The following is a 22,280-nucleotide window of genomic DNA, read 5'->3' as shown; positions in this document are numbered from 1 at the left end:
GACCCTCAGGCCGAGGACCCTCCGGAGCGGGCCACCCGCCTGCCCGGGAGCCGCCTGATTCGGTCAGGCTGGCACAACGGTACTAACCTCGGGTCGGCGTGAGAGGAGATTGCCGCGATGCCGGAGCCGCAGCCGGGTACCGACCGGCCGGTCGACGGGACCCGTCCACAAGCACAGCGCGACGGGGAGCCGGCGGTCACTCAGGAGCAGCCCACCCCGGTGGTCCCCGGGACCCCCACCGGCCCGGACGGCACCCGGATGCTGCCCGCCGACACGCCCGATCCGACCAGCCCGCCGGCTCAGGGTGACCAGTCGGCTTCCGGGGATCAGCCGACCCGACCGAACGCCTCCGCGCCAAGCGACCCCACGGCCGCCCCACACGCAGCCCCCGACGCCACCGCACCGGCCGACACCGCGGACGCCGAGGTCACGGCACCAGCCGACACCGCGCCCGAACGATCCGGCACCGCACCGGAACAACCCGGCTCCGGACCGCGCGCCGACGGACCGGCCACCGACCACCCGCCCACCATGATCGACCCGGAGCGCTCGGCCACCCCGCCGGCAGTCGCGGAGGTGGGTCCGCAGGGCACCCGGGTCATGCAGCAGCCCCTGCCGGAGGCCGAGCCCCCGCCGCCGCGCTGGAGCGCGGCCGCGGCCGTACCACCGGCACCGCCGCGCCGCCGGGCGTGGGGCGAGTCGACCGAGCCGACCCCACCGCCGCCGTCGGTGGCGGCGACCCACCAGCCCGAGCACCAGACCCCGGTGGACCCCTGGGCGGGCGCCGACACCAGCGGATGGGATCTGCCCTCCGCCGACTTCCCGGCCCTGCCGCCGACCCTGTCGTACCCGGCTCCGCCGCCGACCCGCGCGCACCCGGCCCCGCCGGACCCGCCCCCGCCACCGGCCCACCAGCCGCCCTCGCCGGCCCACCAGCCGCCCTCGGTGGCCCACCAACCCCCTCCGGCGGCCTTTCCGCCGCCCGCGGCCCCGGCCCGGCCGATGGCGCCGGGGTACCCGCCGCCGAACTATCCACGGCAGGTCCACCCGGCCCCGCCCTCGGCACCGGTCGGACCACCGCCGCCACCGGCCCGGGGACGCAAGGTCAAGAAGGCGCCGCCACCCGGCTGGCAGCCCCCCGCCGGGGCCGCCCCGAAGCGCAAACGGCGCCGCTGGCCCTGGGTACTGCTGCTGACCCTGGCCTGCTGCTGCGGCTGCCCGGCCTACTACGGCACCCCGATGGTCACCCAGTACCCGGCCAATGCCGCCCTGCCCAAGCAGGTGGCGGATCTGCGGCTGCGGGAGGACCCGCGCAACGCCCAGGCCGCCCGGAAACTGGAGAACCAGACCCGCCAGGCGCATCTGCTGGCCGACGACGTCTTCGCCGGGGTCTACACCACGAGCGTCGGCAAGCGGGTGACGGTCTTCGGTGGCACCGGATTCCGGCTCACCCCCTCGGCCGACGCCGACGCCGAGATCGAACGCCTCACCGAGGAGTACTCCCTAGGGGAGGCGGAGGTGGTGGACAGCGGGGTTCGAGGGCGGCACGGGCGCTGCGCGGCGGGCCACTCCGAGGGGAGCGGGGTGGTCGTCTGCACCTCGGTCGACCACGGCAGCATCACCACGGCGGTGTTCACCAACCTGTCGATGGACGATAGTGCCCGGCTGCTCGGCACCCTGCGGGAACAGATCATCACGCCCGAATGACCTGACCCGGTTCCGACCCCTACCGGGCCTACTCGGGCCACAATCGACCCATGCCCCGGCGTTGGCTGTTCGCCGACCAACTCGGACCGCACTTCCTCGATCAGCGCCACCAGCCGGTGCTGCTGATCGAGTCCAAGGCGGTCTTCCGTCGTCGGGCCTTCCACCGGCAGAAGGCGCACCTGGTGCTCTCCGCCCTGCGGCACCGGGCGGCCGAACTGGGCGACCAGGCGATCTTCCTGCGCGCCGAGACCTACCGGCAGGCCCTGCGCCGGGTACGCGAACCGCTGGAGGTCTGCCATCCGACCTCCCGGGCGGCGCTGGACTTCGTCCGTGGGCTGGACCAGGTGACCGTACTGCCGCCCCGGGGCTTCGTCACCGGGCTGGAGGAGTTCGCCGACTGGGCGGACGCCCGACGTGGCGCCCTGCGGATGGAGACCTTCTACCGGTTCGCCCGGGAGCACCATCAGGTGCTCGTCGACGGCGCCGAGCCGGTCGGCGGGCGGTGGAGCTTCGACACCGACAACCGCAAACCCCCGCCGAAGGGCACCGAGCGGTTGGACGTACCTCCTCCGCCGATGCCCCGCGAGGACGACATCGACGCCGAGGTACGCAAGGACCTGGACCGCTGGGAGCGGGAAGGCATCCGGTTCATCGGGCGGGACGGTCCGCGCCGCTTCCCGGTCACCACCAAGGAGGCCCAGGCGCGGCTACGGCACTTCCTCAAGCATCGGCTGCCTCACTTCGGCCCGTACGAGGACGCCATGCTCGCCGGTGACCCGTGGCTGGCGCACAGCCTGCTCTCCTCCTCCTTCAACCTGGGGCTGCTGGACCCGATGGTGGCGATCCGGGGCGCGGAGCAGGCGTACCGCAAGCAGGGGGCGCCGCTGCCCGGCGTCGAGGGCTTCATCCGCCAGATCCTCGGCTGGCGGGACTTCGTCTGGAACCTGTACTGGTATTTCGAGCCCGGCTACCAACGCAGCAACGCGCTGGGGGCCCGGTCGGCGATGCCGGCCTGGTTCCGGGACCTGGACGCCGATGCGGTGCAGGCGCACTGCCTGTCGGATGTGCTGGCCGACCTGCGGGACCACGGCTGGGTGCACCACATCCCCCGGCTCATGGTGCTGGGCAACTACGCGTTGCAGCGCGGCTGGCGACCGGCCGAGGTGGTCGACTTCTTCCACCGCAGCTTCGTCGACGGCTACGACTGGGTGATGACCGTCAACGTGATCGGCATGAGCCAGTACGCCGACCTGGGACGGATGAGCACCAAGCCGTACGCGGCCGGTGGCTCGTACATCAACCGGATGAGCGACTACTGCGGCGGCTGCCGGTACGACCCGAAGGTCCGCCTGGGTGAGCGGGCCTGCCCCTTCACCGCCGGGTACTGGGCCTTCCTGGATCGCAACCGGGACCGGATCCCGGCCAACGCCCGGATGGCTCGCACGATGGCCCAGATGAACCGGCTCGACGACCTGGACGCCGTACGCGACCAGGAGAAACGCCGTTCCTCCAAGGCACCGTGACCGACGGAGGTCAGTCGACGGTCGGCTCGTCGGTGGTCTTCGGCTGAGCACGCGGCGGGGCGTACCGGGGGACGTACTCCTGACCAGTGAGCTTCTGGATCTCGGCCATCATCTCGTCGGTCATCTGCCGCAGGGAGAGCCGGTCGTCCGGGCGGCCGGTGAAGTCCAGCGGTTTGCCGAACTTGACGGTGATCTTCTTGCCGGTGAAGGGCCGCGGCATCCGGGCCCCGATCGGCTGCACCTTGTCCGTGCCGATCATGCCGACCGGGATGATCGGCACCCCGGCCGCGATGGCCAGACGGACCGCTCCGGTACGACCCCGGTACAGCCGCCCGTCCGGCGAGCGGGTGCCCTCCGGGTAGACGACCACCAGGTCACCGCTCTTGAGCGCGGGGATGGCCGCGTCGAAGGCGGACAGGGCTGCCCGCCCACCGGCCCGCTCCACCGGGATCGCGCCGAGCCCGGTGAGCACGAACTTGGAGAAGCGTCCCTTGACCCCGATGCCGGTGAAGTACTCGGACTTGGCCCAGAAGGCCAGGTGCCGGGGTACCACCGTGCCGAGGAACAACTCGTCGGCCACGGAGAGGTGGTTGCCGGCGAAGATCGCGCCGCCGGTCTCGGGTACGTGCTCCAGCCCCTCCACGGTCGGTCGGAACGCCAGCCGCAGCGTGGGCCCCACGGTGAGCTTGCCGATGGTGTAGAGCAGCGGCACTGGTCCTCCGACGATGGGTGATGTACGCAGTGGGGGGCGCTGACACCGTAGCGGACCGACGCACGTCGTCATGCGCGAGGTCGGGCGGGTCCGCTGGCTGGATGAGGGTGTCAGCGGGGGCCCCTCGCGGCGTAGCCGAGGGACCCCCGCTCACTTCCCGGTCAGGTGCGGCGTACCGCCACCGTCACGGGCTCGCCCTCACCGACCTCACCGGCGAAGCCGTCGAGGTCCTCGGCGAAGTCGACCCGCTCGGCCAGCACCTCCCGGGCCACGAAGTCGGCGTACGCCGACACCGCCTCCCGTACCGGTGCCGACGCGGCCACGGTCGCCACGATCCGGTCGGAGATGTCCAGGTCGGCGTCGCGCCGGGCCTGCTGCACCACCCGCACGACATCCCGGGCCAGCCCTTCGGCGGCCAGTTCCGGGGTGACCGTGGTGTCCAGCACCACCACCCCCTCACCACCGGGCAGGGGTGCGGAGTGTTCCGCGTCGGCCGCGACCAGCCGCAGCTCGTACTCGCCCTCGGCCAGGGTGACCCCGGCGGCGACCGGATCACCGTCGACCAGTTCCCACTCCCCCGCCTTGACCGCCTTGATCACCTGCTGGACCTGCTTGCCGACCCGGGGCCCGAGGGCTCGGGGCACCACGGTCAGCACCTGCTGGCAGTACGCCGACACGTCGCCGGTGAAGACGACCTGCTTGACGTTGACCTCGTCGGCCACCAGGTCGGCGAAGGGCCGCAACTGCTCGGCGACCGGGCTGGCCACGGTGAGGGTGGCCAGCGGCAGCCGCACCCGCAGACCCTTGGCCTTGCGCAGCGACAGGGCCGCCGAGGCTACCGCCCGGACGTTGTCCATCGCGGCCACCAGGTCGTGGTCGGCCGGGAACTCCTCGGCGACCGGCCAGTCGGTCAGGTGCACCGACCGCTCACCGGTCAACCCCCGCCAGATCTCCTCCGCGGTCAGCGGCGCCAGCGGCGCCACCACCCGGCACAGGGTCTCCAGCACGGTCGACAGGGTGTCGAAGGCGTCCGCGTCGCCGGACCAGAACCGGTCCCGGGAGCGGCGCACGTACCAGTTGGTCAGCGCGTCCAGGTAGGACCGCACGGTGGCGCAGGCCCCGGAGATGTCGTACGCGTCCATCTGCGCGCCGGCCGTCGCCACCAGCTCGTTCGTCTTGGCCAGCACGTACCGGTCCAGCAGGTGGGTGCTGTCCGTCCGACGCCGGGCGGTGTAGCCGTCGGCGTTGGCGTAGAGGGAGAAGAAGTACCAGACGTTCCACAGCGGCAGCAGCACCTGCCGGACGGCGTCCCGGATGCCCGACTCGGTGACCGGCATGTCCCCACCGCGCAGCACCGGGGAGGACATCAGCATCCAGCGCATCGCGTCCGAGCCGTACGAGTCGAAGACGTGGTACACGTCCGGGTAGTTGCGCAGGCTCTTGGACATCTTGCGCCCGTCGGAGCCGAGCAGGATGCCGTGGCTGAGGCAGTTGCGGAACGCCGGCCGGTCGAACAACGCCGTGGCCAGCACGTGCATGGTGTAGAACCAGCCCCGGGTCTGCCCGATGTACTCGACGATGAAGTCGCCCGGGTAGTGGTGCTCGAACCAGTCCCGGTTCTCGAACGGGTAGTGCACCTGGGCGAACGGCATCGAACCGGACTCGAACCAGCAGTCCAGCACCTCCGGCACCCGACGCATCATCGACTTGCCGGTCGGGTCGTCCGGGTTGGGGCGGACCAGGTCGTCCACCGCCGGCCGGTGCAGGTCGGTCAGGCGTACGCCGAAGTCCCGCTCGATCTCGGCCAGCGAGCCGTACACGTCGATCCGGGGGTGGTTCGGGTCGTCCGAGCGCCACACCGGGATCGGGGAGCCCCAGAACCGGTTCCGGCTGATCGACCAGTCCCGGGCGTTGGCCAGCCACTTGCCGAAGGAGCCGTCCTTGATGTGCCCCGGGGTCCAGTTGATCTGCTGGTTCAGCTCGACCATCCGGTCCTTGAACTTGCTCACCGCGACGAACCACGAGGACACCGCCTTGTAGACCAGCGGGGTGTCGCAGCGCCAGCAGTGCGGGTACGAGTGGGTGTAGGTGTCCTGCTTGAGCACCACCCCCCGGTCCTTCAGCTCCCGGATCACCGGCTTGTTGACGTCGAAGACCTGCTCGCCGACGTACGGCGGCACCAACGCGGTGAACCGGGTGTGGTCGTCCACGGTGACGATGGTGGGGATGCCGGCGGCGTTGCAGACGTTCTGGTCGTCCTCACCGAAGGCCGGGGCCAGGTGCACGATCCCAGTACCGTCCTCGGTGGTCACAAACTCCGCTCCGAGCACCTGGTACGCGTTCTCACCGGCCTGCTCCACCAGGAAGTCGAACAGCGGGGTGTACCGGCGCCCCACCAGGTCCGCCCCGCGTACCGTGCCGACCTGCTCGTACCCCTCGAGTTCCTTGGCGTACGCGGCCACCCGCCCGGCACCCACCAGGTGACGCTCGCCGTCGCGCTCCAGCACGGCGTACTCGATGTCCGGGCCCACGGCCAGGGCCAGGTTCGACGGCAGGGTCCACGGGGTGGTGGTCCAGACACCGAGCTTGACCGGGCCACGGACCAGCTCCGGCGCGGACTCCTCGGCGGCCAGCTCGAACCACACCGTCAGGGTCGGATCGTGCCGGTCCCGGTAGACGTCGTCCATCCGAGTCTCGGTGTTCGACAGCGGAGTCTCACACCGCCAGCAGTACGCCAGCACCCGGAAGCCCTCGTAGACCAGACCCTTGTCGTGCAGGGTCTTGAAGGCCCACATGACGCTTTCCATGTAGTCCAGGTCGAGGGTCTTGTAGTCGTTGGCGAAGTCGACCCAGCGGGCCTGCCGGGTGACATACCGCTCCCAGTCCTGGGTGAACTCCAGCACGGAGGTGCGGCAGGCCTCGTTGAACCGGGCCACCCCCAGGTCCAGGATCTCCGCCTTGCTGGTGATGCCGAGCTGCTTCTCCGCCACCACCTCGGCGGGCAGGCCGTGGCAGTCCCAGCCGAAGCGGCGCTCCACCCGCCGACCCCGCATGGTCTGGTAGCGCGGCACCACGTCCTTGACGTACCCGGTGAACAGGTGCCCGTAGTGCGGCAGCCCGTTAGCGAAGGGCGGGCCGTCGTAGAAGACGTACTCGTTGTCGCCGTTGCGGCCGGCGTCGCGGGCCTCGACGGACGCCTCGAAGGTCTTGTCGGCCGTCCAGTGCTCCAGCACCCGGCGCTCGACCGCGGGCAGGTCCGGGCTCGCCGGGACACCGGCGGCGGTCGGGTCGTGCAACGGATAGGCCATCGCCTGTCGCTCTCCTCGCTGACACTCACTGTGTGTGGGTCTTGCGAGGACGAGCCCTTCTCCGGTACGCCGTCACCGGCGCCCCGGGCCAGGCCCGCGGTACCACCCCGCTTGACGGTCAAGATCGACCGCCCGCTCATTGGCCGGCTGTAACGGGCCGAACCCGTCCGGTTCTACTCGGGCACGAGGCCCTTTCTTCCGGAGGCTCCCCGGTGATGGCCGGATCGTCGCCAGTCCCCCCATCCTACCCGCCCCACCCACCCCCCACCTCCCCATAACCCACCCCCACCCTGTCCCCCACCCCCTCTCCCGCGATCTTGCACTTGTGGTCGCCCTTACGCGGCTTCTGGGTGGATATGCACCGACACAAAGTGCAAGATCAGCGGGGTGTGCGGGGTGCGTGGTGGGGGTCACAGGGGTGGGTGTCACGGCGGGGGTGGGGTGGGGCGTCGTGGGGGTGTTGGAGGCACTGTCAGGAGGGGGTTGTCGTGCAGCGGATGGATGTGGCTGAGGTGGCGCCGGAGGCGTACCAGAGCGTGCTGGGGTTGGAGAAGTACGTCCGGGCCAACGTGGATCACACCGTGCTGGAGTTGGTGAAACTGCGGGCGTCGATGCTGAACGGCTGCGCGTACTGCGTCGACATGCACAGCCGGGATGCGATGGATGCCGGGGAGTCGCATCGGCGGCTGTTCGCGGTGGCGGCGTGGCGCGAAGCGCCTTTCTTCGACGAGCGGGAGCGGACCGCGCTGGCGCTCACCGACGCGGTCACCCGCCTCGGCGAGCACGGGGTGCCCGACGACATCTGGGCGGCCGCCGCGAAGGTCTGGCCGGAGAAGTCCCTCGCCGATCTGGTGCTGGCGATCGCCACAATCAACGTGTGGAACCGGATCGCGGTGACCTTCCGCAAGGACCTGCCGGCCGAGGTGTGAGCCTGATCGACGCGGTGGAGGCGGCCGGGGCGCTCGAAGCGCACCGGCCGATGCTGCTCGGTCTGGCCTACCGGCTGCTCGGCAGCCGGCACGACGCCGAGGACGTGCTCCAGGAGGCGCACCTGCGGTGGATGCGGGTGGACCGGGCCGGCGTGGCCGAGCCGCGCCGCTACCTGTCCCGGGTGGTGACCCATCTGGCCATCGACCGGCTCCGTGCTCGGCAGGCGGCCCGGGAGGCGTACGTCGGGATGTGGCTGCCGGAGCCGGTGCCCACCGTACCGTCGCCGTTCGGCCCGTTGGAACGCGCCGAGTTGCGCGATTCGCTCGCCACCGCGCTGCTGCACCTGCTGGAACGCCTCACCCCGCCGGAGCGCGCGGTCTACGTGCTGCACACCGCCTTCGATCTGCCGTACGCCGAGATCGCCGAGCTACTGGACCGCTCGGCCGAGGACTGCCGGCAACTGCATCATCGGGCCACCGTGCGGATCGGCCGCGACCAGCGCCGCTTCACCGTCGACCGGGCGGAGCAGCAGCGGCTGCTGGACGCCTTCATCGCCGCCGTCGACGACGGCGACCTGGCCGCGCTGACCGACCTGGTGGCCGCCGAGGCGACCGCGTGGAGCGACGGCGGCGGCCGGGTGCGATCGGCCCGCAACCCGGTGACCGGCGTCGACCGGGTCACCCGCTTCCTGCTGGGCATCCGCGACAAGAGCTGGCCGCTCACCGTGCACCGCACGGAACTCAACGGCCAGCCGGCCGCCGTCGTGGTCACCGCAGCCGGTCACCGGTACGCCCTCACCCTCGCCACCGCCGACGGTCGGATCACCGACATCTTCCTGGTGTCGAACCCGGACAAGCTGACCTGGGCGGCCTGAACAGCCGCCCGGCCGAGTACCAGGTCGTCAGTTCAGCTCGGGGAACCAGAGTGCGATCTCGCGCTTGGCGCTGTCGGCCGAGTCGGAGGCGTGCACCAGGTTCTCCCGGTTGGACAGCGACAGGTCACCCCGGATGGTGCCGGCGGCGGCCTTGCGCCCGTCGGTGGCCCCGATCAGGCCGCGTACCACCTCGATGACCTGGTCGCCGGAGAGCACCAGGGCGACCAGCGGGCCGCTGGTCATGAAGGTCTTCAGCGGCGGGTAGAACGGCTTGTCGACGTGCTCGGAGTAGTGCTCGTCGGCCAGCGTGTCGTCCATCGTCCGGGACACCATCGCGTCGATCCGCAGCCCCTTGCGCTCGAAGCGGGAGATGATCTCGCCGACCAATCCACGGCGGACCGCATCGGGCTTGATCAGTACGAGCGTGCGCTCGTCCGGGGTGCTGCTGGACACGCTGGGTTCCTCCTCGAAGCGGAAGCCGGTCGGGCTGGGTACGGTCAGCCTAGCGGCCCGGCACCGGTGGCGGCGCGGTGGTCGGGTGCTTCCCCCGATCCCCGATCCGGCCTAGCCTGGCCCTGACCACCCGGGAGGTCCACTGTGGCGAACGGCGGGAACCGGCCCATCGCACCGGTACGCAAGTTGGTCGCTACGGTGCTCGGCACCGTGGCCACCTTCGTCATCCTTTTCGGCCTGGGCATGACCAGCTGGGCCATCGTGGCGCTGGGGGTCGCCGTGCTGGCCCTGGCGATCGCGCTGGCCACGATCCGCGCCGGCGGGCGCACCTGGGTCGTCGGCGCCGGGCATGTGCACAGCGCCTCGGAACCACCCACCCAGTACGCCTTCGGGCGCTGTGAACTCCAGTTGGTGATCGACGCCCCGGGGCTGCCACCCCGGTCGAAGAAGATCATCGAGCCTCGGGTGCCGGTCTCGAAGTGGCCCTCCCTGGGGCAGAGCCTGCCGATCCGGGTGGCCCTGGACGACCAGCGGCACGTCCGGGTGCTCTGGGACGAGGTGCCCACGCACACCGAGGCCGGCCCGGTCGACCCGCCACCGGAGTACGCCGACCAGGTTCCGCCGGACGAGATCCTGATCGGCCAGGAGGCCCCGCCCTGGGCCGGCCGGGCACCGGAGGACGATTTCCCGCTGAGCGACCCGCTGGCCGGTCCCGGCGACGATGAACCGATCGAACCGGTAGAGCCCCGGGAGACCGTACGGGTGCGCCACCGTCCCGGCGGGCCGGTCGTGCTGGAGGGGACGGTGGTCGAGCAGTCGAACGACGCTCCACTGCCCCGACGGGCCACCCCGGCACCGCGTACCCCCGCCGAGGAACGCTTCGTGGCCGCCACCACCTCCCCCGCCGCCACCACCGCCACGAACTCCCCGGAGGCCACCGGGGAGACGCAGCCGAGCGGGACGCGGGTGGCCGACCCGATCCCCCGCCCGACCGACCCGCTGGACCCGATCGACCTGCCCCTGGACGATCCGGAACCCCGACCGGCCTGGATGACCGACCCCCAGCCGCCCTCGACGACCGCCGGCGACCCAGACTCGGCCCGGGAGATGGTTGAGGACCCCGAGGAGGCCCGCAAGCTGGATGCGGCGATCTTCGGGTACGACCCGGAGGCCCCGGACACCGCGGATCCGGCCGCACCGATCAGTGGTGTCGGCATCACCCTGTTGGTCACCGACCTGGCCCGATCCCTGGACTTCTACCAGGGTCGGCTCGGCTTCACCGAGGTCGACCGGGGCGCCGGCAACGCCGTACTGGCCTCCGGGGCTACCCGACTGGTGTTGCGGGAGGTGTCCGGCGCCCAGCCGGTGAGCCGTCGCCTGGTGCACGTCAACCTGGACGTCGACAACATCCAGGGCGCCTACGAGCGGCTCCGCGACTCCGGAGTCCGGTTCACCTACGCACCCCGGGTGGTCAACCGGGGCAGCCGGTTGGAGGTGTGGGCGGCGGCCTTCCGTGACCCGGACGGGCACGGCATCGCCCTGACCCAGTGGCGGGAGCGCGCCGAGGCGTGAGCCCGCCTCGGCTCAGCCCAGGATCACCCGACGAACATGCCAGGCGTACGCCCACACCAGCGCGAACATCACCCCCAGCACGAGCAGGGACCAGTGCAGCAGCCCGGAGAGCAGCAGCAGTCCCTGCAACACCGTGCCGGCGTTCCACGCCCACGGCCGGCCCATCATTCCGGCCAGTACCGCGGCGGCCACGGCCAGGGTCACCACCGCCCCGATCGCGGCAGCGCTGAGGTCACCGCCGACCAACCGGATCGGCTGGATGGCCAGCAGCAACACCAGCGCCTCCAGGGCCAGGGTGCCGGCACCGAGACCCCGTACCGCCCGCTGGGGGTTGCGCAGCCCCGACCGCCGCTGCTGAGGTTCCTCCGGTGCGCTCATCGCTTCAACAACCGGCGCGCGTCGGCCACGGTCACCACGGAACCCGTGACGATCACCCCGACCCCGGCCAGCTCACCGGGTACGTCCTCCTCGGCCAGGGCCACCGCCGTCTCGATCGCGTCCGGCATCTCCTCGGCCACCTCTACCCGGTCCGGTCCGAACACCTCGGCGGCGAGGGCCGCCAACTCCTTGGCCGGCAGCGCTCGTGGCGAACTGTTGCGGGTCACCACCACCTGGTCGACAACCGGCTCCAACAGCTCCAGCATGCTCGCCGCGTCCTTGTCGGCCAGGGTGGCCACCACGGCGACCAGCTTGCTGAAGGCGAACTCCTCCTGTAGGGCGGTGACCGTTGCCGTCATGCCCTGCGGGTTGTGCGCGCCGTCGAGCAGGATCGTCGGGGCGGACCGCACCCGCTCCAGCCGGCCCGGGGAACTGGCGGTGGCGAAACCCTCCCGCACCGTCTCCAGGTCGAGCTGACGCCGGGCACCGGCACCGAGGAAGGCCTCCACGGCGGCGAGGGCCACCGCCGCGTTCTGCGCCTGGTGGGCGCCGTGCAGCGGGAGGAACACCTCCTCGTACACCCCGCCGAGGCCCTGCAGGGTGAGCACCTGCCCGCCGACCGCCACCGCCCGACGCAGTACGCCGAACTCCGAGCCCTCGCGGGCGATGGTGGCGCCGGCCTCGGCGCAGCGTTGCAGGATCGGCCGAGCGGCCTCCTCCTCCTGAGCGGCGGCGATGACGGTCGCGCCCGGGTGGATGATGCCGGACTTGGCGACCGCGATGTCCTGCAAGGTGTCACCGAGCCACTCGGTGTGGTCCAGCCCGATCGGGGTCAGTACGCACACCCCGGCCTGGATCACGTTCGTGGCGTCCTCGGCACCCCCCAGCCCCACCTCGACCACGGCCACGTCCACCGGCGCGTCCGCGAAGGTCGCGAAGGCCAGGGCGGTGGTCATGTCGAAGTAGGTCAGCGGCTCGGCCGAGCGGTCGTCGACCAACTCGGCGAGCGGCTTGACCTCCTGGTACACGGCGGTGAACCGGGCCTCGTCCACCGGCTCGCCGTCCAGGCTGATCCGCTCCCGGACAGACTCCAGGTGCGGGCTGGTGTACCGCCCGGTGTGCAGCCCGAAGGCCCGCAACAGGGAGTCGATCATCCGGGCCGTGGAGGTCTTGCCGTTGGTGCCGGTCAGGTGGATCGAGGGGTACGCCCGCTGCGGGCTGCCCAACAGGTCGAGCAGGTCCGAGATGCGGTCCAGCTCGAAGACCATCCGGGTGAATCCCCGCCCGGACAGTTCCGCCTCGACCTCGGCGAAGGCGGCCCGCTCGGCGGATCTGCCCCGGTCGGTGCGCTCATCGGGGCGGCCGGGCCGGCCGGCGTCCGCCGGTCGACCCGTACCGCTGCGTTCGTTGCTGTCGGTCACGAGGGCAGCGCCTCCAGAGCGGCGTCGATACGGGTCAGGTCGGCCTCGGCGGCGGCCAGCCGATCCCGGATCTTGGCGACCACGTGCTCCGGGGCCTTGCCGACGAACGCCGGGTTGTCCAGCTTGGCCCGGGCCTGCCCGGCCTCCTTCTCGGCCGCCGCCCGGTCCTTGGTCAGCCGGGCCCGTTCGGCGGCGACGTCGATCGACCCCCGGGTGTCCAGGGCGACACTGACCTCCCCCGGCATGGCCAGGGTCGCGCTGGCCTGGAAGTCCTCACCCGGGGCGTCGAGCCGGGCCAGGGAACGGATCAGCGGCTCGTGCGCCGCGACACCGGCACCGGCCAGCCCGTCGAGCCGGGCGGCGACCCGCTGGGTCGGACGAAGCCCCTGGTCGGAGCGGAACCGGCGGACCTCGGTGACCACCCGTTGCAGGGTGGCGATCTCCGCCTCCGCGCCGCTGTCGATCCGGGCCCGGTCGGCGACCGGCCAGGCGGCCGTCATCACGGTCTCCCCGCCGGTCAGGGCGGTCCACAGCTCCTCGGTGACGAAGGGGATCACCGGGTGCAGCAGCCGCAGCAACTGGTCCAGCACGTGACCGAGGACCCGACGGCTGGTGTCGGCGGCGGCTCCCCCGGCGGCCAGCACCGGCTTGCTCAACTCCACGTACCAGTCGCAGACGTCGTCCCAGGCGAAGTGGTAGAGCAGGTCACAGACCTTGGCGAACTCGTACGCCTCGAACTGCTCGTCCACCTCGGCGGTGACCTGCGCCAGCCGGGACAGGATCCACCGGTCGACCGTCGACAGCTCGGCCGCCTCCGGCAGGGGTCCCTCGGTGTGCGCGCCGTTGAGCAGCGCGAACCGGGTGGCGTTCCACAGCTTGTTGCAGAAGTTGCGCGAGCCCTGACACCAGTCCTCGCTGACCGGCACGTCCCCGCCCGGGTTGGCGCCCCGAGCCAGGGTGAACCGGGTCGCGTCGGCCCCGTACCGGTCGATCCAGTCCAGGGGGTCGACCACGTTGCCGAAGGACTTGGACATCTTCTTGCCGTGCTCGTCGCGGACCATCCCGTGCAGGGCGATCACGTCGAAGGGCTGCTTGCCGTCCATCGCGTACAGGCCGAACATCATCATCCGGGCGACCCAGAAGAACAGAATGTCGTACCCGGTGACCAGCACGCTGGTCGGATAGAACTTCGCCAGCTCGGGGGTCTGCTCCGGCCAGCCCAGGGTGGAGAACGGCCACAGCCCGCTGGAGAACCAGGTGTCCAGCACGTCCTCGTCCTGGTGCCAGCCCTCGCCGGTCGGCGGCTGCTCGTCGGGTCCGACGCAGACCACCTCGCCGTCCGGGCCGTACCAGACCGGAATGCGGTGACCCCACCACAACTGCCGGGAGATGCACCAGTCGTGCATGTTGTCGACCCAGGCGAAGTAGCGCTTGGCCAGATCCGCCGGTTCGATCGCGACCCGCCCGTCGCGCACCGCGTCACCGGCCGCCTTGGCCAGCGGGGAGGTGTTGACGAACCACTGCAACGACAGCCGCGGCTCGACCGTGGTCCGGCACCGCGAGCAGTGCCCGACAGCGTGCACGTACGGCCGCTTCTCGGCCACGATGCGCCCTTCGGCGCGCAGGGCGGCGACGATCGCCGGACGGGCCTCGAACCGGTCCAGCCCCTCGAACGGGCCGGGCGCGGTGATCACGCCCCGCTCGTCCATGACCGTCAGCGCCGGCAGGTCGTGCCGCTGCCCGATCTCGAAGTCGTTCGGGTCGTGCGCCGGGGTCACCTTCACCATGCCGGTACCGAAGGTCGGGTCGACATGGGTGTCACCGACGATCGGAATCCGGCGCCCGGTGAGCGGCAGCTCGACCTCGGTGCCGATCAGGTGCCGGTAGCGCTCGTCGTCCGGGTGCACCGCCACCGCGGTGTCACCGAGCATGGTCTCGGCCCGGGTGGTGGCCACCACCACCTCGTCGCTGTAGCGGATCGAGACCAGTTCACCCTCGTCGTCGGAGTGCTCCACCTCGATGTCGGACAGGGCGGTGAGACACCGCGGACACCAGTTGATGATCCGGTTCGCCCGGTAGATCAGGCCGTCGTCGTACAGCTTCTTGAACATCGTCAGTACGGCCCGGGACAGGCCCTCGTCCATGGTGAAGCGCTCCCGGTCCCAGTCGACCGAGTCGCCGAGGCGACGCATCTGGCCGAGGATCGCGCCCCCGGACTCCGCCTTCCACTGCCACACCCGCTCGACGAACTTCTCCCGGCCGAGGTCGTGGCGGGACTGGCCCTGCGCGGCCAGCTGCCGCTCGACCACGTTCTGGGTGGCGATACCGGCGTGGTCCATGCCGGGCAGCCACAGCGCCTCGAAGCCCTGCATCCGCTTACGCCGCACCAGGGCGTCCTGCACGGTGTGGTCGAGCGCGTGGCCCATGTGCAGGGAGCCGGTGACATTGGGGGGCGGGATGACGATGGTGAACGGCGGCTTGTCGCTGCTGGCCGACGCCCGGAAACGACCGTCGGCTACCCACTGCTCGTACCGTCGCTGCTCTACCTCGCCGGGCTGGTACTGGCCGGCGATGGTCGGGGCGTCGGGGCGTCGGGTATCCACATTCTCGGTCACCTAAGAAAGTCTACGGAGGGCTTCAGCGGACCCGACGTGGGCCACCGGTGATGTCGCGTACGGTGGCGGCTATGTCCGATCCACATCTCACCGCCCGCCACCTGGACGAGGGTGCTCCCGCGGTCAACCTGACCGACGAGCCGATCGAGCTGGGCAACCGGGACCGGCAGACGGCCACAGAACGCGCTGCGGCCCCTGGTCGGCGGCGCCGGGTCGGCATAGCGGTACTGGCGGTGCTGGCCCTTACCGGCGCGGGATCCCTGGGCGCCTGGGGCTGGCGGATCGCCGAGCAGAAGGACACCCGGATCGCGACCCCGGACCAGGTGGCGGGGCTGACCCGCGACGACAGCGAACGCGCCGTGAGCACCGCCGACTACCTGCGCAGCGGCCTGGCCGCGGACATCCAGTTGGACACCAGCTTCGGTGCCGTCTACCAGGACCCTGCCGACGACCGCCGATCGGTGCTGTTGTTCGGGGGTACCACCCTGCTCTGGCAGCCGGAACGGGACCTGGAGAGCCTCTTCGGCCTGATGTCCGACGAGACCGGGGCGGTGGCCGGCCTGCGTAACGTGTCCTCGGGCCGACTCGGCGGAGTGATGAAGTGCGGCAGGACCAGCGGCGAGGGTGGCGACTTCGCGGTCTGCGGGTGGGCTGACCACGGCAGCGTGGCCATCGCCATGTTCCCCTTCCGCCCGGTAGACGAGGCCGCCGACTTGCTGCGCCAGATCCGGGAGACCGTACAGACCCGCGACTGACCCCCACCCCCGTCGGCCGGCTTACCTCCGCGAGACCTTGGCCATCCGGCGGTCATGCCCACTGCTCCGACCCTGGCCGTCCCGACCGGCAGTCTTGCCCGCCACGGTCTCCGTCGTCCGAACTCTCGCCGTCCGTTGGCTCTGTGGTTCGGTCAGCCCCTGCTGCCCGGCAGTGCCTGTGGCTGGGGGGACCTCTGCTGTTGTCCCTCGGTTCCTTTGCTCTGCTTCAACCGACGCAACGGTTTTGACCGCTTGTTGTTGCGGTGGTTGAAGCAGAGCAAAGGGTGTTCAGGGGTTAGGTCTTCCTGGGTCGGCGGCCATGACACCGCGCACGTCATAACGTGTGGAAGCACCCAGCACCCAGCACCCAGCACCCAGCACCCAGCACCCAGCACCCAGCACCCAGCACCCAGCACCCAGCACCCAGCAGACCCTAGAACCCCCGGCAGGGTTGCCGGCTGCTGACCGCTCCCGCCCCTTTGGCGGTGGCCGCGGGTGCTGCCTGCTGGCGCTGACACCTGTTCCGCGGTTGTGCGTGGTCAGGGTTGGCGGGCCGGATCAGAGTCGGCCTCTCCCCCGGAATTCGGGGCAGGGAATAGGGGTAGATAAACGATTTGAGGGCCACCCCATTGGGGTGGCCCTCAAATCGAAGTGTGTCCGGCGGTGTCCTACTCTCCCACACCCTCCCGAGTGCAGTACCATCGGCGCTGGAGGGCTTAGCTTCCGGGTTCGGAATGTAACCGGGCGTTTCCCCTCCGCCATGACCGCCGTAACCTTATCAACATATCAAACAACACCACACCAACAGTGTGTCGGGGTGTTTGTTTGTTTGTCGTGAGTTGCACAGTGGACGCGAGCAGAATCTTTGTGAGCAAGTCCTCGGCCTATTAGTACCGGTCAACTGAACCCGTTACCGGGCTTACATTTCCGGCCTATCAACCCAGTCGTCTAGCTGGGGGCCTTACCCACCCCGAAGGGTGGTGGGATACCTCATCTTGAAGCAGGCTTCCCGCTTAGATGCTTTCAGCGGTTATCCCTTCCGAACGTAGCTAACCAGCCGTGCCCCTGGCGGGACAACTGGCACACCAGAGGTTCGTCCGTCCCGGTCCTCTCGTACTAGGGACAGCCCTTCTCAAGTATCCTACGCGCACGGCGGATAGGGACCGAACTGTCTCACGACGTTCTAAACCCAGCTCGCGTACCGCTTTAATGGGCGAACAGCCCAACCCTTGGGACCTGCTACAGCCCCAGGATGCGACGAGCCGACATCGAGGTGCCAAACCATCCCGTCGATATGGACTCTTGGGGAAGATCAGCCTGTTATCCCCGGGGTACCTTTTATCCGTTGAGCGACACCGCTTCCACTCGCAAGTGCCGGATCACTAGTCCCGACTTTCGTCCCTGCTCGACCCGTCAGTCTCACAGTCAAGCTCCCTTGTGTACTTGCACTCAACACCTGATTGCCAACCAGGCTGAGGGAACCTTTGGGCGCCTCCGTTACCTTTTAGGAGGCAACCGCCCCAGTTAAACTACCCACCAGACACTGTCCCTGAACCGGATAACGGTCCGAAGTTAGATACCCGAATCAACCAGAGTGGTATTTCAAGATTGCCTCCACGCATACTGGCGTATGCGCTTCACCGGCTCCCACCTATCCTACACAAGCTAACTCAGATACCAATGTCAAGCTATAGTAAAGGTCCCGGGGTCTTTCCGTCCTGCCGCGCGTAACGAGCATCTTTACTCGTACTGCAATTTCGCCGGGCCTGTGGTTGAGACAGTGGGGAAGTCGTTACGCCATTCGTGCAGGTCGGAACTTACCCGACAAGGAATTTCGCTACCTTAGGATGGTTATAGTTACCACCGCCGTTTACTGGCGCTTAAGTTCTCCGCTTCGCCCCGAAGAGCTAACAGGTCCCCTTAACGTTCCAGCACCGGGCAGGCGTCAGTCCATATACATCGAATTACTTCTTCGCATGGACCTGTGTTTTTAGTAAACAGTCGCTTCCCCCTGCTCTCTGCGGCCATACAACGCTCCACCCGCGCGGGGCTTCACGTCTCCGGCCCCCCTTCTCCCTAAGTTACGGGGGCAATTTGCCGAGTTCCTTAACCACAGTTCGCCCGATCGCCTCGGTATTCTCTACCTGACCACCTGTGTCGGTTTGGGGTACGGGCCGCTCAGAACTCGCTAGAGGCTTTTCTCGGCAGCATAGGATCACTGACTTCACCTGAATCGGCTCGGCATCACGTCTCAGCCTCATGTGCTGCGGATTTGCCTACAGCACGGCCTACACGCTTACCCCGGCACAACCACCGGCCGGGCTCAGCTACCTTCCTGCGTCACCCCATCGCTTGACTACTACCCGCCAGGTTCCCACGCTCCCCAACATCAGTCCGAAGACATCAGCCGGCTCGGGTGGTTAGCACAACGAGGTTCATCAGGGACGCTCTTTCGCGGGTACGGGAATATCAACCCGTTGTCCATCGACTACGCCTCTCGGCCTCGCCTTAGGTCCCGACTCACCCAGGGCGGATTAACCTGGCCCTGGAACCCTTGGTCATCCGGCGGAAGGGTTTCTCACCCTTCTTTCGCTACTCATGCCTGCATTCTCACTCGTGCCGCGTCCACAACTGGGTCACCCCGCTGCTTCACCCCCGGCACGACGCTCCCCTACCCATCCACACACCTGCACCGACACCCGAAGGCGCCAGCGGGGTTAAAATGTGAATGCCACAGCTTCGGCGGTGTGCTTGAGCCCCGCTACATTGTCGGCGCGGAACCACTTGACCAGTGAGCTATTACGCACTCTTTAAAGGGTGGCTGCTTCTAAGCCAACCTCCTGGTTGTCTATGCGATCCCACATCCTTTTCCACTTAGCACACGCTTAGGGGCCTTAGCTGGTGATCTGGGCTGTTTCCCTCTCGACTACGAAGCTTATCCCCCGCAGTCTCACTGCCGCGCTCTCACTTACCGGCATTCGGAGTTTGGCTGATTTCGGTAAGCTTGTGGGCCCCCTAGACCATCCAGTGCTCTACCTCCGGCAAGAAACACGCGACGCTGCACCTAAATGCATTTCGGGGAGAACCAGCTATCACGGAGTTTGATTGGCCTTTCACCCCTAACCACAGGTCATCCCCCAACTTTTCAACGTTGGTGGGTTCGGCCCTCCACGCGGTCTTACCCACGCTTCAGCCTGCCCATGGCTAGATCACTCCGCTTCGGGTCTAGAACATGCGACTCAAACGCCCTCTTCAGACTCGCTTTCGCTACGGCTCCCCCACACGGGTTAACCTCGCCACATGCCACTAACTCGCAGGCTCATTCTTCAAAAGGCACGCCGTCACCCCTCAAGGCTCCGACGGATTGTAGGCGAACGGTTTCAGGTACTATTTCACTCCCCTCCCGGGGTACTTTTCACCATTCCCTCACGGTACTCGTCCGCTATCGGTCACCAGGAAGTATTTAGGCTTACCAGGTGGTCCTGGCAGATTCACGGCAGATTTCAGGAGTCCGCCGCTACTCGGGAACACCCACAGAAGACCAGCTGCTTTCACCTACCGGACTATCACCGTCTACGGTCGGCCTTTCCAGACCATTCAGCTAACAACTGGTTTTATAACTCCTCGAACACGTGTCAGCATGTTCAGCAGGGTCCCACAACCCCGACCACGCAACCCCTGACAGGTATCACACGCAACCGGTTTAGCCTCGATCCGCTTTCGCTCGCCACTACTCACGGAATCACTAAATTGTTTTCTCTTCCTACGGGTACTGAGATGTTTCACTTCCCCGCGTTCCCTCCATACACCCTATGAGTTCAGGTGCAGGTGACATCACATGACTGATGCCGGGTTACCCCATTCGGACACCCTGGGATCACAGCTTGGTTGACAGCTCCCCCAGGCCTATCGCGGCCTCCCACGTCCTTCATCGGCTCCTGGTGCCAAGGCATCCACCGTTCGCCCTTGACAACTTGACCACAAAGATGCTCGCGTCCACTGTGCAATTCTCAACAAACAACCAACCCACAACCCCAAGCCCCACACCAAACCCGACCACCGCCGGCGGTATGCGAGACCAGGCCATGCCTGGCAACCAAAACCCCACCCAACGGTGAGGTCATCGGCTCCGAAGACAACAACCACAACAGGTTGTTCCTTCAGGACCCAACAGGGTGTTCATCATCAGCCACCAGCCGCACCAACCCCACCGTTCCCACCACCCCGAAGAGCAGCTGTACTAGGAAGAACCTGGCCGTTGCCGGCACCTGACTCACCAGTGTCTCCGCCAATTGAGCACCCCGATCCGACATTCGCAGACCGCGGGCTCCATACCAGCTTTCGCCGGATGGTGCTCCTTAGAAAGGAGGTGATCCAGCCGCACCTTCCGGTACGGCTACCTTGTTACGACTTCGTCCCAATCGCCAGCCCCACCTTCGACGGCTCCCTCCACAAGGGTTGGGCCACCGGCTTCGGGTGTTGCCGACTTTCGTGACGTGACGGGCGGTGTGTACAAGGCCCGGGAACGTATTCACCGCAGCGTTGCTGATCTGCGATTACTAGCGACTCCGACTTCACGGGGTCGAGTTGCAGACCCCGATCCGAACTGAGACCGGCTTTTTGGGATTCGCTCCACCTCACGGTATCGCAGCCCATTGTACCGGCCATTGTAGCATGCGTGAAGCCCTGGACATAAGGGGCATGATGACTTGACGTCATCCCCACCTTCCTCCGAGTTGACCCCGGCAGTCTCCCATGAGTCCCCAACCGAATTGCTGGCAACATGGGACGAGGGTTGCGCTCGTTGCGGGACTTAACCCAACATCTCACGACACGAGCTGACGACAGCCATGCACCACCTGTCACCGGCCCCGAAGGACCCCACATCTCTGCAGGATTTCCGGCGATGTCAAACCCAGGTAAGGTTCTTCGCGTTGCATCGAATTAATCCGCATGCTCCGCCGCTTGTGCGGGCCCCCGTCAATTCCTTTGAGTTTTAGCCTTGCGGCCGTACTCCCCAGGCGGGGCGCTTAATGCGTTAGCTGCGGCACAGAGAACCGGAGAGGCCCCCCACACCTAGCGCCCAACGTTTACAGCGTGGACTACCAGGGTATCTAATCCTGTTCGCTCCCCACGCTTTCGCTCCTCAGCGTCAGTATCGGCCCAGAGACCCGCCTTCGCCACCGGTGTTCCTCCTGATATCTGCGCATTTCACCGCTACACCAGGAATTCCAGTCTCCCCTACCGAACTCTAGCCTGCCCGTATCGACTGCAGGCCCGCAGTTGAGCCACGGGTTTTCACAGTCGACGCGACAAGCCGCCTACGAGCTCTTTACGCCCAATAAATCCGGACAACGCTCGCGCCCTACGTCTTACCGCGGCTGCTGGCACGTAGTTGGCCGGCGCTTCTTCTGCAGGTACCGTCACTTGCGCTTCGTCCCTGCTGAAAGAGGTTTACAACCCGAAGGCCGTCATCCCTCACGCGGCGTCGCTGCATCAGGCTTCCGCCCATTGTGCAATATTCCCCACTGCTGCCTCCCGTAGGAGTCTGGGCCGTGTCTCAGTCCCAGTGTGGCCGGTCGCCCTCTCAGGCCGGCTACCCGTCGTCGCCTTGGTAGGCCATTACCCCACCAACAAGCTGATAGGCCGCGAGCCCATCCCAAGCCGAAAAACTTTCCACCCACAAACATGCGTCCGCAAGTGAATATTCGGTATTAGCCCCCGTTTCCGAGGGTTATCCCAAAGCCTAGGGCAGGTTGCTCACGTGTTACTCACCCGTTCGCCGCTCGAGTACCCCGAAGGGCCTTTCCGCTCGACTTGCATGTGTTAAGCACGCCGCCAGCGTTCGTCCTGAGCCAGGATCAAACTCTCCAACAAAAACCTGTTGAACAATCCATCCCGACAACAAACAAAATGTTGCCAAAGGAATCCCAAACCAACCAGAAATCAAAGACCTCCAGCCGGCACGGGGCATAAACTACTTGGCACTGGCTTATCAAACACCCTGTTGAGTTCTCAAAGAACAACCACAC

General features: G+C 67.9%; 12 protein-coding genes and 3 rRNA genes. 6 read left to right on the top strand and 9 right to left on the bottom strand.

What is annotated here, in order from left to right; genetic code table 11:
* Positions 1 to 117: 117 nt before the first annotated feature.
* Positions 118 to 1,707, top strand: a complete 1,590-nt coding sequence (locus OIE53_RS00075) for a hypothetical protein (RefSeq protein ID WP_327024497.1) — start codon at positions 118 to 120, stop codon at positions 1,705 to 1,707.
* A gap of 50 nt (positions 1,708 to 1,757) precedes the next feature.
* Complete coding sequence (locus OIE53_RS00070) at positions 1,758 to 3,230, top strand: cryptochrome/photolyase family protein (protein WP_327024496.1); 1,473 nt, start codon at positions 1,758 to 1,760, stop codon at positions 3,228 to 3,230.
* A 10-nt stretch (positions 3,231 to 3,240) separates the two neighbouring features.
* On the opposite strand, the gene OIE53_RS00065 is transcribed toward OIE53_RS00070, so the two are convergent.
* Positions 3,241 to 3,942 carry a lysophospholipid acyltransferase family protein gene (locus OIE53_RS00065; RefSeq protein ID WP_327024495.1) on the bottom strand — a complete coding sequence of 234 codons (702 nt, stop codon included), beginning with the start codon at positions 3,940 to 3,942 and terminating at the stop codon, positions 3,241 to 3,243.
* 161 nt (positions 3,943 to 4,103) lie between these two features.
* A complete protein-coding gene (ileS, locus tag OIE53_RS00060; RefSeq protein WP_327024494.1) occupies positions 4,104 to 7,250 on the bottom strand; it encodes an isoleucine--tRNA ligase in 3,147 nt (1,048 codons plus the stop codon).
* A gap of 497 nt (positions 7,251 to 7,747) precedes the next feature.
* Between ileS and OIE53_RS00055 the strand changes: the two genes are divergently transcribed.
* Positions 7,748 to 8,179 (top strand): carboxymuconolactone decarboxylase family protein, encoded by a 432-nt coding sequence (locus OIE53_RS00055; protein WP_327026997.1) that lies wholly within the window; start codon positions 7,748 to 7,750, stop codon positions 8,177 to 8,179.
* The gene (gene sigJ, locus OIE53_RS00050) at positions 8,176 to 9,054 is read left to right on the top strand and encodes an RNA polymerase sigma factor SigJ (RefSeq protein ID WP_327024493.1); all 879 of its coding nucleotides are present in this window, start codon (positions 8,176 to 8,178) and stop codon (positions 9,052 to 9,054) included. The genes OIE53_RS00055 and sigJ overlap by 4 nt, the downstream gene beginning before the upstream one ends.
* Positions 9,055 to 9,081: 27 nt before the next feature.
* Here sigJ and ndk read toward each other — a convergent pair whose 3' ends face one another.
* Positions 9,082 to 9,507 (bottom strand): nucleoside-diphosphate kinase, encoded by a 426-nt coding sequence (ndk, locus tag OIE53_RS00045; RefSeq protein WP_327024492.1) that lies wholly within the window; start codon positions 9,505 to 9,507, stop codon positions 9,082 to 9,084.
* Between the two features lie 144 nt (positions 9,508 to 9,651).
* On the opposite strand from ndk, the gene OIE53_RS00040 reads away from it, so the two are divergent.
* The gene (locus tag OIE53_RS00040; protein WP_327024491.1) at positions 9,652 to 11,079 is read left to right on the top strand and encodes a VOC family protein; all 1,428 of its coding nucleotides are present in this window, start codon (positions 9,652 to 9,654) and stop codon (positions 11,077 to 11,079) included.
* A 12-nt stretch (positions 11,080 to 11,091) separates the two neighbouring features.
* Here the strand turns inward: OIE53_RS00040 and OIE53_RS00035 are convergent, their stop codons facing one another.
* From OIE53_RS00035 to OIE53_RS00025, 3 genes are all read right to left on the bottom strand, one after another.
* Positions 11,092 to 11,457, bottom strand: coding sequence for a DUF4233 domain-containing protein (locus OIE53_RS00035; protein WP_327024490.1), 366 nt, complete (start codon positions 11,455 to 11,457; stop codon positions 11,092 to 11,094).
* The gene (locus OIE53_RS00030; RefSeq protein WP_327026996.1) at positions 11,454 to 12,725 is read right to left on the bottom strand and encodes a bifunctional folylpolyglutamate synthase/dihydrofolate synthase; all 1,272 of its coding nucleotides are present in this window, start codon (positions 12,723 to 12,725) and stop codon (positions 11,454 to 11,456) included. Before OIE53_RS00030 ends, OIE53_RS00035 begins: the two co-directional genes overlap by 4 nt.
* Before the next feature lie 149 nt (positions 12,726 to 12,874).
* The gene (locus OIE53_RS00025) at positions 12,875 to 15,493 is read right to left on the bottom strand and encodes a valine--tRNA ligase (RefSeq protein ID WP_327024489.1); all 2,619 of its coding nucleotides are present in this window, start codon (positions 15,491 to 15,493) and stop codon (positions 12,875 to 12,877) included.
* Between the two features lie 71 nt (positions 15,494 to 15,564).
* Between OIE53_RS00025 and OIE53_RS00020 the strand changes: the two genes are divergently transcribed.
* Positions 15,565 to 16,248: a hypothetical protein gene (locus OIE53_RS00020; protein WP_327024488.1), complete on the top strand. Its 684-nt coding sequence runs from the start codon at positions 15,565 to 15,567 to the stop codon at positions 16,246 to 16,248.
* 655 nt (positions 16,249 to 16,903) lie between these two features.
* Here OIE53_RS00020 and rrf read toward each other — a convergent pair.
* The 3 genes from rrf to OIE53_RS00005 all read right to left on the bottom strand — a co-directional run bounded on the left by rrf (position 16,904) and on the right by OIE53_RS00005 (position 22,125).
* A 5S ribosomal RNA gene (gene rrf, locus OIE53_RS00015) occupies positions 16,904 to 17,020 on the bottom strand.
* A 95-nt stretch (positions 17,021 to 17,115) separates the two neighbouring features.
* A 23S ribosomal RNA gene (locus tag OIE53_RS00010) occupies positions 17,116 to 20,228 on the bottom strand.
* A gap of 382 nt (positions 20,229 to 20,610) precedes the next feature.
* Positions 20,611 to 22,125, bottom strand: a 16S ribosomal RNA gene (locus OIE53_RS00005).
* Together the 16S, 23S and 5S rRNA genes form the textbook arrangement of a ribosomal RNA operon.
* Positions 22,126 to 22,280 lie beyond the last annotated feature (155 nt).

Origin of the sequence: Micromonospora sp. NBC_01739, from assembly GCF_035920385.1 — a bacterium.
Classification (GTDB): domain Bacteria; phylum Actinomycetota; class Actinomycetes; order Mycobacteriales; family Micromonosporaceae; genus Micromonospora.
The sequence above is the reverse complement of the archived record's forward strand: the minus strand, read 5'-3'. Positions and strand labels throughout refer to the sequence as shown.